Source organism: Pseudomonas sp. NPDC090201 (genome assembly GCF_044746825.1).
GTDB classification, from domain to species: domain Bacteria; phylum Pseudomonadota; class Gammaproteobacteria; order Pseudomonadales; family Pseudomonadaceae; genus Aquipseudomonas; species Aquipseudomonas putida_AD.
On record NZ_JBIVCX010000016.1, the window covers coordinates 67123 to 79296 of the forward strand.

12 protein-coding genes are annotated in these 12174 nt (G+C 62.5%); 8 read left to right on the plus strand and 4 right to left on the minus strand.

What is annotated here, in order from left to right:
* Positions 1–53: 53 nt before the first annotated feature.
* From ACIPOO_RS25560 to ACIPOO_RS25575, 4 genes are all read right to left on the minus strand, one after another.
* Positions 54–701, minus strand: a complete 648-nt coding sequence (locus tag ACIPOO_RS25560) for an HAD family phosphatase (protein ID WP_274135820.1) — start codon at positions 699–701, stop codon at positions 54–56.
* Between the two features lie 217 nt (positions 702–918).
* Positions 919–1872, minus strand: a complete 954-nt coding sequence (locus tag ACIPOO_RS25565) for a 2-hydroxyacid dehydrogenase (RefSeq protein WP_400610685.1) — start codon at positions 1870–1872, stop codon at positions 919–921.
* Between the two features lie 67 nt (positions 1873–1939).
* Complete coding sequence (locus ACIPOO_RS25570; protein ID WP_400610687.1) at positions 1940–3343, minus strand: sodium:solute symporter family protein; 1404 nt, start codon at positions 3341–3343, stop codon at positions 1940–1942.
* A gap of 844 nt (positions 3344–4187) precedes the next feature.
* Positions 4188–4736, minus strand: a complete 549-nt coding sequence (locus ACIPOO_RS25575) for a cysteine hydrolase family protein (RefSeq protein WP_274135815.1) — start codon at positions 4734–4736, stop codon at positions 4188–4190.
* A gap of 87 nt (positions 4737–4823) precedes the next feature.
* Here ACIPOO_RS25575 and ACIPOO_RS25580 point away from each other — a divergent pair, with 87 nt between their 5' ends.
* The 8 genes from ACIPOO_RS25580 (at position 4824) to ACIPOO_RS25615 (ending at position 12037) form a co-directional block, all read left to right on the plus strand.
* Positions 4824–5936: a DUF1615 domain-containing protein gene (locus tag ACIPOO_RS25580; protein ID WP_400610689.1), complete on the plus strand. Its 1113-nt coding sequence runs from the start codon at positions 4824–4826 to the stop codon at positions 5934–5936.
* A 137-nt stretch (positions 5937–6073) separates the two neighbouring features.
* A complete protein-coding gene (locus ACIPOO_RS25585; protein ID WP_274135811.1) occupies positions 6074–6352 on the plus strand; it encodes a DUF1652 domain-containing protein in 279 nt (92 codons plus the stop codon).
* A gap of 263 nt (positions 6353–6615) precedes the next feature.
* Complete coding sequence (locus ACIPOO_RS25590; RefSeq protein WP_274135809.1) at positions 6616–7467, plus strand: STAS domain-containing protein; 852 nt, start codon at positions 6616–6618, stop codon at positions 7465–7467.
* A 4-nt stretch (positions 7468–7471) separates the two neighbouring features.
* Positions 7472–7834, plus strand: coding sequence for an STAS domain-containing protein (locus tag ACIPOO_RS25595; RefSeq protein WP_274135807.1), 363 nt, complete (start codon positions 7472–7474; stop codon positions 7832–7834).
* Positions 7831–8235 carry an anti-sigma regulatory factor gene (locus ACIPOO_RS25600; protein WP_400610692.1) on the plus strand — a complete coding sequence of 135 codons (405 nt, stop codon included), beginning with the start codon at positions 7831–7833 and terminating at the stop codon, positions 8233–8235. The genes ACIPOO_RS25595 and ACIPOO_RS25600 overlap by 4 nt, the downstream gene beginning before the upstream one ends.
* Positions 8226–9239 carry an ATP-binding protein gene (locus ACIPOO_RS25605; protein ID WP_400610694.1) on the plus strand — a complete coding sequence of 338 codons (1014 nt, stop codon included), beginning with the start codon at positions 8226–8228 and terminating at the stop codon, positions 9237–9239. The genes ACIPOO_RS25600 and ACIPOO_RS25605 overlap by 10 nt, the downstream gene beginning before the upstream one ends.
* Positions 9232–10107, plus strand: coding sequence for a sensor histidine kinase KdpD (locus tag ACIPOO_RS25610; protein ID WP_274135803.1), 876 nt, complete (start codon positions 9232–9234; stop codon positions 10105–10107). Before ACIPOO_RS25605 ends, ACIPOO_RS25610 begins: the two co-directional genes overlap by 8 nt.
* Positions 10097–12037 (plus strand): response regulator, encoded by a 1941-nt coding sequence (locus ACIPOO_RS25615; RefSeq protein ID WP_400610696.1) that lies wholly within the window; start codon positions 10097–10099, stop codon positions 12035–12037. The genes ACIPOO_RS25610 and ACIPOO_RS25615 overlap by 11 nt, the downstream gene beginning before the upstream one ends.
* Positions 12038–12174: the final 137 nt, after the last annotated feature.

Sequence of the window (12174 nt, forward strand, 5' to 3'; positions counted from 1 at the left end):
AACAAGCGTCGAATGGATGGATTTTCAATCGAATCGGGAGCGGTGTGATGCTTTTAGCTGATGCGCTGTACCAACTCGCGCAACTCGCCGAAATTCTGCACTCGGTGAAAATTGGCGTGGTCGAAAAACTCGGAAAAGTCGGTGTCATGTCCATACCCGGCCACCTGCGCGCCTGCGCCCAGGCCGGCCTGAACGCCCGGCACGCTGTCTTCCACCAGCAGGCATTCCTCGGGCTTGAGCCCCAGCAGATCCGCCGCATGCTCGATGAGCACCGGCGAAGGCTTCCAGGCCTGCACTTCGTAGGCACTGACGATCAAACCATGAAACACATCCAGCAGGCCCACGGTGCTCAGGCAGGTTTCGATCTTGCTGCGCGGCCCGTTGGAGGCCACGCATTTGGGCAGCGAGAGGCTGCGCACGAACTCCACCGCGCCTGGCATTTCTTCAAGGCGCTCCTGCAGCAGCGGCAGGGTGCGGGCGCGGAAACTGTTGACGATCTCGATGTTGGGCAGCCAGGGATAATCGCGGCAAAGGCCTTCCATGCACAGGGCAAACTGCACGCCACGGAAGCGGCCCAGCACCTGCTCAAGACTCAGCGAAACCTCATGTTCCTGCAAAATGTCACGCAGAAGCCCGGCGGCCAGTCGTTCGCTGTCCACCAGGGTCCCGTCGCAATCAAAAATGACACCGGCAATGTTCAAGCAGGATTCCCCCGGGTTGTTCAATAAAGGCTACGAGCGCTAATGGCGCGATTGGACCGGCATTATCCGGAAAAGTTGGCAGGCGGGGGTGAAGACTGACCTACGGTCGGGAGATTTGACGAAACGTAGCAGCACGGCTTGCCGGCGGGAGCGGTGTGTCTATGAAAGATATTTCCACTGACATACCGCTCCCGCCGGCAAGCCGAACTGCTACAGGTCACAATTGGACCGGGGTGACGAGAGAGCTGTCCTCGAAATACTGGCTGACGTTGGCGAACACCAGATCCGCCATGGCCTGGCGCGTCTCGAAAGTGCCGCTGCCGATGTGCGGGGTCAGGACCACGTTGTCGAGCTTCATCAGCTCGGCCGGCACATTGGGTTCGTCCTCGAAGACGTCCAGCCCGGCGCCGCCGATGTCGCCTTCCAGCAACGCGCCGACCAGCGCCTGTTCATCCACCACCGAGCCACGGGCGACGTTGATCAGGAAGGATCTGGAACCCAGGGCCTTGAGCACGTCACGGTTGATGAGGCGCTCGGTTTCCGGGCCGCCCGGCACGATCACCACCAGGTAGTCCGAAGCCCTGGCCAGCTCTTGCAAGTCACCGTAATGGGTGTAGGACACATCGGCATAAGCCTGGCCACGACGGTAGTAGGCGATGTTCATGTCAAAGCCTGCGGCGCGTTTGGCGATGGTCTTGCCGATCTTGCCCAGGCCGACGATGCCGCAGGTCTTGCCGCACAGGTCGTTGCCCAGCGGGAATTTCCCGCTGGTCCACTTGCCGGCCCGCACGAAGCGCTCGGCCTCGCTGATACGCCGGGACACACAGAGCATCAGCGCCAGTGCGGTTTCGGCGACGGCATTGTTCAGCACGTCCGGGGTGTTGCTCAGCTTGATGCCGCGGCGGGCCAGATAATCGGTGTCGTTGGCGTCATAACCGACGCCGAAGCTGTTGACCACTTCCAGGTTGGGCAAACGCTCCAGCAGGGCGTTGTCCGTGCCAAAGACACCGCTGGTGACCACGCCACGCACCTTGGCGCCGTGTTCAGCGACCCAGGCGTCAAGGTCCTTGATCTCCCAGAGGTTGTGCACGTTGAAGTCGCGGTTCAGCCCTGCGGTCAGCGAGGCATGCATCGGGCCCCAGACCAGCACATCAGCTTTCTTGTCGCTCATTTTTTCCTCCTTGTGGCGTGGCTCGTGCGGCGCGAGCCACGCACCGATTGCACGGATGAAGACGGAATCAGCCGTTCTTGTTTAACACAGGTTGCGCCTCGGAACGCCCGGTCTTGAGCAGTTCGGCGATGGCCATGGTCAGCAGCGGGGCGAACAGGGCGAAGTACGAACTGTCGATGCCGTACGGGTTGCCGGCCAGGAACCAGCCGATGGTGGAGATGACCGACAGGATCACGCCCGCCAGTGCGCCTCGGCCCGAGCCGAATTTCGGTGCGTAGAAACACATCAGCACGATTACCGCCAGGGTGGCGCGCAGGGCTTTGCCGAGGAAGGCGATCAGCAGGATCTTGTCGGCGAACAGCGCGAGGATCAGCGGCAGGAATCCGATCACCACGATGGCCAGACGGATGAACACCACCGATTTGCGATCGTTCTTCTCTTTGTTGAAGAAGGGGTCGTAGAAATCCTTCATCGCCAGGGTTGCCGAGGCGAGGGTGTTGGCCGAGATACCGCCGAACAATGCACCGGCCAGGCCGATTACCACTAGGCTTGCGGAGAAGGTCGGCATGTGGGCGATCAGGGCAGGGAAGGCGTCGATGGACTTGATGCCGGGGTACAGGTAGGCGCTCGCCATGCCGATCAGCGCGGCCATGATGCCGAACGGAATCATCAGCGACGATACGTAGAAGCACGCGCGCTTGGCGGTCTTGTGGTCTTTGGTGCTGACCAGCGCCTGAATCACGTATTGCGTGGCGAAGATCGAACCGATGCCGCCGATCATCCAGGCGAAAATCTGCCCCCAGCCCACACCGGTGAAATCGAACATGGCGGCAGGCAGCCTGGCCTGCATCGCACCGATACCGCCGGTGGCGTTCAGCGCGAAGGCGAGTGCCAGGACGATGCCGATGTACTTGATGACCGCGTGGGCGAAGTTGGTGTAGACCACCGAACGCATGCCGCCGACGCTGACATAGAACACCGTGATCACACCCACCAGCAGGATCGCCAGGGTCTTGTCGATGTTCAGTACCGCGGCCAGTACCGCGCCGCCGCTGGCATACAAGGCCACCGAAACGATGCTCAGGGCGCAGATGGTCAGCACCGAGGCCGCGTAGCGCGTGCCCTGGCCGTAGTTCTGGGCGAGGATCCCGGAAATGGTGTTAAGGCCGGTCTCGCGGTACTTCTTGGCGAGCACCAGGGCCAGCAACAGGAAGCCCATGGACAGGGCGACCAGGTTCCAGGCGGCGGAAATGCCGGCTTCGAAGCCTTTTTGCGCGGTGCCGATGCTCACCGAACTGCCGATGAATTCCGACAGCAGCAGGGCGCCGATCAGAAAGGGAGGAAAGCTGCGGCCGCCTCCGGTGAAGCCGTCACTGCTCTTGGCGTGTTTGCGCACGCTGTAGCCGATGTACGACATGACGATGAAGTAGCCGGCGGTCAGGCAGAGGATGATTGTTATTCTTGGGTCCATGTTTCTCTCCGTACCCTCAAAGGGGTGCGTGGGGTGTCGGTGTCGCAAAGAGGTCGTGCGGCAGTGGGCCGTTGTCAGACGACATGCCTCATTCGCGCGCGTGCTATCGAAGCCTGGTCAGGGCAGTCGTGGGCTATGGATGTCTGTTGCAACAGGGTCGCGAGAAGGGTTCGCGGTGCAGGGAGGAGGGTTTGGAGGCGTAGTTGTGGCGTGTGAGTGTGTGCATTGTCATTTTTATTAGAGGCTCGTGATTAGCGTTGGATGGACAACTCAATACGAAGTCTTCGTTATACGTCATCGTACAACACCAATCAATCTTCTTCTGTCCACTAACGTTTGCATCTGCAGGAGCATGCTTGCCCGCGGTGGCGTTGCATCTGCGCATGCTGTGGTGTCCCATGCATCGCCGTCGCGGGCAAGCGCGCTCCTACAACGTCCGCGCCTGCCGCCTGGCACCTGGCGAACCAAAATCCTGTAGGAGTGAGCTTGCTCGCGATCGCGGTGTGCCAGGCGACACGTTCGCAACAGGCATCCCCCCATCACTGTAGGAGCGCGCTTGCCCGCGACGGCGGCCTTCCAGACGATGATGCGCAAGCAGGCAAACCGTTATCGCGAGCAAGCTCACTCCTACAAAGGATCGTGGTGAATCAGTTGAATCGCCTTCGTCCGTCCCGCCGCCGTCGCGGGCAAGCGCGCTCCTACAGCGTCCGCACCCGCCGCCTGGCACCCGGCGAACAAAAATCCTGTAGGAGTGAGCTTGCTCGCGATCGCGGTATGCCAGGCGACACGTTCTAAACAGGCATCCCCCCATCGCTGTAGGAGCGCGCGTACAGGACCGCGGAAATCAGCGCTGCAGGAAATCCTGGGTCGACACCACCTCTGCATAGGCAAACCCCAACGCCGCCATATACGCGGCGTGGGCCTGGGCGGCGGGGATGAGGGTGCCATTGAATTCCAGGTCCTTGGTGGCGCAGGCGTCGTGCACGACTTTGACCTTGTATCCCAGGTCGGCTGCGGCGCGGGTGGTGGCGTCGATGCACATGTGGCTCATGGAACCGACCACCGTGACATCCTCGATGCCGTGCTGATCGAGCAATTGTTCAAGGCCGGTCTCCCTGAACGAATTGGGGAAGTGCTTGAGCATCACCGTTTCATCAGGCAGGTTCGCGACCTTCGAATGCAGGTTCGCCCCGGCAGAACCCGGGGTGAAGAAGGGCGCGTCATCGCTGGTGAACTCATGGCGGATATGCACCACCAGATCACCCGCCTCGCGGGTGGCCTTGAGCACCCTGGCGGCGTTGTCGGCGGCAGTGTCGGCACCGACCAGCGGCCATTTGCCGCCGGGAAAGTAGTCATTCTGGATATCCACCAAGATGAGTGCGGATCTAGGCATGTCGGGTTCCTTTTCAAATAGGCTCTATTGGACCTGCGCTATCAATCGGGCATAGGCTGCGCCGACATCCAGCGAGGAAATCTGAGAATGAGCGTAGAACGGTCCGCCAGAAATATCGGCCTGCTGGTCATTTTGGCGTTTCTGGCCGCTTGCGGCACCCAGCGCAACCAGACACCGCCGCCCGCTCCGGACGTGGTGCGCAGCGAAATCGTGCGCCTGCTGCCTGTCAGTGTCGCGGACCGGCCAGGTTGGGCCACCGATATCTACACAGCCTTCGAAAGCCAGAAGCTCGACCCCACCGTCGAGAACCTCTGTTCGGTGCTGGCCGTGACCGAGCAGGAGTCCAATTTCAAGGTCGATCCCGCCGTGCCCGGCATGGGCAAGATCGCCCAGGATGAAATCGACCGCCGCGCCAGCAAAGCTCACATTCCCAACCTGCTGGTGCGCAGCGCGCTGGATATTCGCTCACCCACCGGCAAGACCTACAACGAGCGACTGAGCGCGGCGCGCACCGAAAAGGACCTGAGCCTGATCTTCGATGATTTCATCGGCATGGTGCCGCTGGGGCGCACGCTGTTCGGCAACTTCAACCCGGTGCACACCGCAGGCCCCATGCAGGTCAGCATCGAGTTTGCCCAGCGTCAGGCCCAGGATTATCCCTACACCGTTGAGGGCTCCATCCGACATGAGGTGTTCACCCGACGGGGCGGCATGTATTTCGGGATAGCCCACCTGTTGGGCTATCCGGTCAGCTATGACAAACCCCTGTACCGCTTCGCCGACTTCAATGCCGGCTGGTACGCCAGCCGCAACGCCGCGTTCCAGAGTGCAGTGGCGCGGGTCTCCGGCAAGCGCCTGGCCCTGGATGGCGACCTGATCGCCTATGGTTTCGGGCCGTCGCTGGGCCAGACCGAACTGGCTGTGCGCAGCCTGCACACGCAACTGGGCATGCGCAACACCACGATCCGCAGCGACCTCGAGAAGGGCGAGACCCTGGCCTTCGAGGACACCGATCTCTACAAGCAAGTCTATGCCCTGGCCGACAAGGCTGCTGGCAGGCCGCTGCCCAGGGCGATCCTGCCGGGCATCGTGCTGGAAAGCCCGAAGATCACCCGCAAGCTCACCACCGCCTGGTTCGCCCAGCGTGTGGAGGAGCGCCGGGTGCGTTGCATGGCGCGCGCGTCCGGAAAACTGAAATAAGCCCATCGGGTTCTGTGAGCCAGCGCACAGCGCAGTGATACCGCCGGTTGCGCGCAAAACGCCCGGCTACAATGAGTTTTCGGTCTGGGCGCGGAGGGTGAGGTGGCGCCTGCCTGAACCCACAAGGAGGTGATGCGATGTTGTTTACTCCGGAACTGCGCAGGACGCTGGAGAGTGCTTTCCTGCCCCTGGCATGCGAATGCACGGTCATGCCCGGCGGCGCCTTGATGGTGAAGATCTTTGACCCGGACACCGGCAGGGTGGCCATGCGGGTCGAGGAGCTGTCCATCGCCAACCTGACCACCATTCGTGCGGTCGCCGACCTCATCGCCGAGCTGCGTTATGACTTGCGCACCTGCGCCACACCCTTCGGTGCCGAACCCCTTTCCCTGAACGCTTTTGGCCGCGCCGGGTAAGCGCGGATTTCAAGGCATGCAGAAAATCGTTCAAATTCGTATCAGGTAATGGAACCTTTGGCGCTGGGTGATGTTACCTTGACACCAACCAGGCAGCGGCGTATTCCCTTCGCTTTATTCGCAGCACTAAAAATGCTTTGTCTTTAAGGAGTTAGCGCACGGTTTTGAAAAACCGATCCGCTGACGATGTTCTTCTCCTATGTTTGTTTGTCATCGGGCGCTGTGCCCGACAAGAAGTCGCGCCCATTCTCAGGAGCTACGCCATGGCAGCACTGCAACAAACCACCGTCGATTCCCTCAAACGTGCCGAAGCTCAGTTGTCTGCACGCTGGCTGGCCGATCTTGAAGCCAGCGGTGCCATGCGCAACCTGAAGGGTGATGACGTCAAGCAGCAAACCGGCGAGTTTCTCGATCTGCTGATGGTAGCGCTCGAACGCGGCGCGCCGCAGGGCATCACCGCTGCCGAATGGGACGAGACCCGACTGTTCCTGGAAAAGCTCTCCCATCAGCGCGCCCTCGCAGGCCAGGATTCGCAGCAGACCGCGCACTTCATCTTTGCCCTCAAAGGCCCGCTGTTCGCGGTGCTGCAAGAGGCCTTCGCCGGCCAGCCACAGGCGCTCGCTGAACAGACCTGGGAAATCTCCCAACTGCTGGACCTGCTGGCGATGCACACCATCCGCATCTACCAGAAATCCCGCGAGGGCGTGATCAAGCGCCAGCAGGAAGAACTGCTGGAACTGTCCACCCCGGTGGTCAAGCTGTGGGACGGCGTGCTGGCGCTGCCGATGATCGGCACCCTGGATTCGCAACGCACCCAGGTGGTGATGGAGTCGCTGTTGCAGCGCATCGTCGACACCGGTTCTGAAATCGCCATCATCGACATCACCGGCGTGCCGACCGTTGACACGCTGGTGGCCCAGCACCTGCTCAAGACCGTGACCGCCATTCGCCTGATGGGCGCCGATTGCATCATCAGCGGCGTGCGTCCGCAGATCGCCCAGACCATCGTGCACCTGGGGCTGGACCTGCAAGGCGTGGTCACCAAAGCCAACCTGGCCGACGCCCTGGCGCTTGCGTTGCGCCGCCTGGGCCTGACCGTCACCAAGGCGGTGTAGGTCCATGGAACGCATTCCGATTCTGCAGATGGGTGACTTTCTGCTGGTGACCATTCAGGTCGACATGCACGACCAACTCGCCCTGCAACTGCAGGACGACCTGTCCGAGCGCATCAGCCGGACATCCGCCCGAGGCGTGCTGATCGATATCTCGGCGCTGGACATGGTCGACTCTTTCATCGGGCGCATGATCGGGATGATCTCGGGCCTGTCGCGGATCATGGACGCCGAAACCGTACTGGTGGGCATGCAGCCAGCGGTGGCCATCACCCTGGTGGAACTGGGCATGACGCTGCCCGGCGTCAGTACGGCGCTGAACGTCGAGCGGGGCATGACGCTGTTGCGTGAGCGGACGTATTCACAATGAACGTGCGCAGCAGCGGCACCCAGGCCATCCATGCCGAGCAGGACGTTGTGCTGGCGCGGCAACTGGCGCGCAAACTGGCGCAGGAGTGCGGCATGCGCCTGATCGACCTGACCAAGCTGGTGACCGCCGTCAGCGAGCTGGCGCGCAACACCATGGTCTATGGCGGCGGCGGTGACATGGACTGGCAGATCGTCGAGGACGGTAGCCGGACGGGGCTGCGGCTGACGTTTCGCGACGAAGGACCTGGCATTCCCGATATCAAGCTGGCGATGACCGATGGCTGGACCTCCGGCAGCGGGCTGGGCCTGGGCCTGACCGGCGCCAAACGGCTGGTCGATGACTTCGAACTGGACACAGCGCCTGGCGCAGGGACACGCGTGACGATCTGCAAATGGACCTGAAACTGCACAGCAGCCTGACCCAGGTGCTGAAAATCGAGGACGCCAGCCAGGTCGGCCACGCCCGGCGCACCACCCAGAAGCTCGCCGAGGGACTGGGGTTCGATGCGGTCGATTCTGGCCGCGTGGCGCTGGTGGTCACTGAGCTTGCCAGCAACATCCTCAAGCACGCCACCCTGGGTGAGCTGCACCTGCGTGCGTTGCCCGCCGCAGTGCCCGGCATCGAAGTGATCGCGATCGACCGGGGGCAGGGGTTCGACGTCCACGTCTGCATGCCCGATGGCGTCTCGACCCGCGGCACCCAGGGCATCGGACTGGGCGCGATGTTGCGTCAGGCCCAGGTCTTCGACGTGCACAGCGACAGCCGCGGCACGGTGCTGCTGACCCGGTTCTATCCGCGCACGGCAGCCTTCACGGACTTGCGCGTGGGCATCAGCCAGCACTCGCTGCACGATGACCCGGCCTGCGGCGATGCCTGGGAAGTCGCAGTCAGCGGCCAGAGCGTCAGCGTGCTGATGATCGATGGCCTGGGCCATGGCCCGGAAGCTGAAACGGCGGCCAGGGCTGGCGCTGCAGCCTTCGCTCGCGAACCCTTTGCGGACCCCGTGATGTTGCTCGAAGACATTCACCATGACATGCGCGGCACTCGCGGCGGCGCGGTGGCTATCGCCCGCTTCGAAGGCCGGGATGAACGGGTGCGCTTTGTCGGCATCGGGAACATTGGCGCGGCGCTGGTCTCTGAAGGCAAGATGCGCGGCATGGCGTCCCATCCCGGCATCGTCGGTTTGCAGTACCGGAAGGTGCTGGCCGTGGACTACGCTCAATGCGCAGGACAACTGCTGGTGATGTACAGCGATGGCCTGCAATCGCGCTGGAATCTGCATGACTATCCGGGCCTGATGTATCGGCATCCGGCTATCATCGCGGCGGTGTTGCACCGCGATTATTGTCGGGGCAGGGATGACGTGACCGTACTGGTATTGGCGCTGGAGAAGCTTGATGACTGACCACCCTGCCCACGAAACCCTTGAGGAATCGGACGAGCTTCGGCAACTGCGTGACGAGGCCGCTGCGCTTCGCGCCGAACTGGACGAAACCAACCAGGGCGTACTGGCGCTGTATGCCGAACTGGACATGCAGGCAGAACAGCTGCGCCAGGCCTCGGACCTCAAGAGCCGCTTCCTTTCCTACATGAGTCACGAGTTCCGCACGCCACTGGGTTCGATCCTGAGCATCGCCAGCCTGCTGCGCGACGAACTGGACGGCCCGCTGAGCCCCGAACAGCACAAGCAGGTGGATTTCGTCAGCACCGCCGCGCGCGAGCTGAGCGAAATGGTCGATGACCTGCTGGACCTTGCGAAGATCGAGGCAGGGCGCATCACCATTTCGCCGGCCTGGTTCGACATGTTCGACCTGTTCTCGGCGCTGCGTGGCATGTTCCGCCCCATCGTCGATACCTCGGCGGTGGACCTGATCTTCGAAGAGCCTGTGGGCCTTCCGCGGCTGTATACCGATGACAAGAAGCTGGCGCAGATCCTGCGCAACTTCATCTCCAATGCCCTGAAGTTCACCCAGCGCGGTGAGGTGCGGGTCTCGGCCCGGCTTGAGGGCGACAAGGAAATTCGCTTCGCGGTCAGCGATACCGGGATCGGCATTGCGCAGGAACTGCACGGGGCGCTGTTCGAGGATTTCACCCAAGTCGATTCGCCGCTGCAGAAGCGCCTGCGGGGCACCGGGCTGGGCCTGTCGCTGTGCAAGCGCTTCGCCGAACTGCTTGGCGGGCGGGTGGGGCTGGAAAGCCAGCCTGGCGTGGGGTCCACCTTCTATGTGGTGATTGCCCTGGCGCTGGCCGAGGATAACGTCGATGAAAGCTGACACGCGCCTGCTGATCGTCGATGACAACGTTGCCACCCGCTATGCCTTGCGCCGGCGCATGGAGCGCCAGGGCTTCTGCGTCCTGGAAGCGGGCACGGGCACCGATGGCCTGGCAATGATCGCCGAGCAGATTCCCGATGCGCTGATCCTGGACGTCAACCTGCCGGACATGAGCGGCTTCGACATCGTGCGCCAACTGCGGGCCGAACCGCGCACGGCGTTGCTGCCGGTGGTCCACGTATCGGCGGCGTCGATCCAGACCGGCGATATCATCACCGGCCTCGAAGCGGGCGCCGATGCCTATCTGGTGCACCCGGTGGATCCTGATGTGCTGTTGGCGACCCTGCGCACGCTGTTGCGGGTGCGTGACACCGAATTTGCCCTGCGTGACAGCGAAAACCGCTTTCGCGAGATTTTCGTCAACGTGTCTGCGCCCATTGCCGTGATGGACGGCGAGCTCAGCGTTCATGAATGCAATCACGCCTTCGCCCGGCTGATCGCCCAGGGGGCGGCTACCGGCGCCCTGCCAGCCTGTTTCAGCGACGACCAGGATCACGCCATTGCCGGCCTGCGCGACGCGCTCAAGGCCGAGGAACGCTGGAAGGGCACGCTGACCATGCGGGTTCGCGGCGAGTTGCGGGAGACCGAGTGGCAGGTTTCGCCCTACAGGGTTCCGGGCCTGAGCCTGGTGTTTGTCGAGGACGTGACCGAGCATCGGCGCCGGGAAGAATCCCATCGCCAGCAACTGGACAGCGTCAACAGCCAGTTGGCGCAGAAGGTCGCCGAGCACGCGCGCACCGAGGCGCAATTGCTGCAGGCGCAGAAAATGGACGCCATCGGCAAGCTCACAGGCGGCATTGCCCACGACTTCAACAACCTGCTGACCGGCATCGTCACCGGCCTCGAGCTGATCAAGAAGCGCACGGCTGACGGTCGAACCGAGAAGGTGCTCGGTTACGCCGATGCGGCCCTGGCGTCGGCCAAGAGCGCAGCCGCGCTGACCCATCGGCTACTGGCATTCGCCCGGCAACAACCCCTGGATACGCGACCAACCGACGTCAACCAGCATGTGCGTTCCCTGGAAGACCTGCTCAGCCGCACCATCGGCAAGCGCATCGCGCTGACCCTGGAGCTCACCTCCCGCAGCGCCGTGGCCATGGTCGATGCCAGCCAGCTGGAAAGCGCGGTGCTCAACCTTGCGATCAACGCCCGGGACGCGCTGCCCGAGGGCGGCAATGTCTGGATCAGCACCTTCGAGGCGTACTCCCAGGGCAACTCCCGCCTGCCGGATGGCCCTTACATCGCATTGACGGTGCGCGACGACGGCGTGGGCATCGAGCACCAGTTGATCGACAAGGTGTTCGACCCGTTCTTCACCACCAAGCCCCTGGGCGAGGGCACTGGCCTGGGGCTGTCGACCATCTACGGCTTTGCCCGCCAGTCCCGGGGCGATGTGCAGATCCGCAGCGTGATCGGCCATGGTACGGAAGTGACGCTGATGCTGCCCGCAGCCTTGGACCAGACGGCTGTCGCGCCTGCGAGTGCGAAGCCTGCCGAACTTGGCGCAGGCGAACATGTCCTTATAGTCGAGGACACTGAATCGGTGCGCATGTTCGTCAACGAGGTACTGACTGACGCAGGTTATCGCTGCACCCAGGTGGGCGATGTCAAGACCGCGCTGGCGATGCTGGAGAATGATCCGACGGTGGATCTGCTGCTCACCGATGTCGGCATGCCGTTGATGAATGGTCGTGAGCTGGCGCAACAGATGCGCACCTGGCGACCCGACGTACCGGTGCTGTTCATGACCGGTTACGCGGAAAACGCCGTGAACCGCCAGGATTTTCTAGGGGAGGGCATGGACATGATCATCAAACCGTTTCAGATGGTGGAGTTGCTCGACAAAATCAGGGCGGTACTGGACGCCTGACCGGCCAGGATTCATGTCGCAGGCGTTGCTGCGACGTTTTCGACCAACCACCCATGTGTGATATTTGATACTGTTTGCGCCAATTTATTCTGTGCCCACGCAAAGGCACCCACCGTTGGCGATCGCCCCCGAGGCGA

Excerpts from the sequence above, each read along its gene's own strand:
- ACIPOO_RS25565 (WP_400610685.1), bottom strand. The coding sequence starts at position 1,872 with ATGAGCGACAAGAAAGCTGATGTGCTGGTCTGGGGCCCGATGCATGCC.
- ACIPOO_RS25570 (WP_400610687.1), bottom strand. The coding sequence starts at position 3,343 with ATGGACCCAAGAATAACAATCATCCTCTGCCTGACCGCCGGCTACTTC.
- ACIPOO_RS25575 (WP_274135815.1), bottom strand. The coding sequence starts at position 4,736 with ATGCCTAGATCCGCACTCATCTTGGTGGATATCCAGAATGACTACTTT.
- ACIPOO_RS25580 (WP_400610689.1), top strand. The coding sequence starts at position 4,824 with ATGAGCGTAGAACGGTCCGCCAGAAATATCGGCCTGCTGGTCATTTTG.
- ACIPOO_RS25585 (WP_274135811.1), top strand. The coding sequence starts at position 6,074 with ATGTTGTTTACTCCGGAACTGCGCAGGACGCTGGAGAGTGCTTTCCTG.
- ACIPOO_RS25590 (WP_274135809.1), top strand. The coding sequence starts at position 6,616 with ATGGCAGCACTGCAACAAACCACCGTCGATTCCCTCAAACGTGCCGAA.
- ACIPOO_RS25595 (WP_274135807.1), top strand. The coding sequence starts at position 7,472 with ATGGAACGCATTCCGATTCTGCAGATGGGTGACTTTCTGCTGGTGACC.
- ACIPOO_RS25600 (WP_400610692.1), top strand. The coding sequence starts at position 7,831 with ATGAACGTGCGCAGCAGCGGCACCCAGGCCATCCATGCCGAGCAGGAC.
- ACIPOO_RS25605 (WP_400610694.1), top strand. The coding sequence starts at position 8,226 with ATGGACCTGAAACTGCACAGCAGCCTGACCCAGGTGCTGAAAATCGAG.
- ACIPOO_RS25610 (WP_274135803.1), top strand. The coding sequence starts at position 9,232 with ATGACTGACCACCCTGCCCACGAAACCCTTGAGGAATCGGACGAGCTT.
- ACIPOO_RS25615 (WP_400610696.1), top strand. The coding sequence starts at position 10,097 with ATGAAAGCTGACACGCGCCTGCTGATCGTCGATGACAACGTTGCCACC.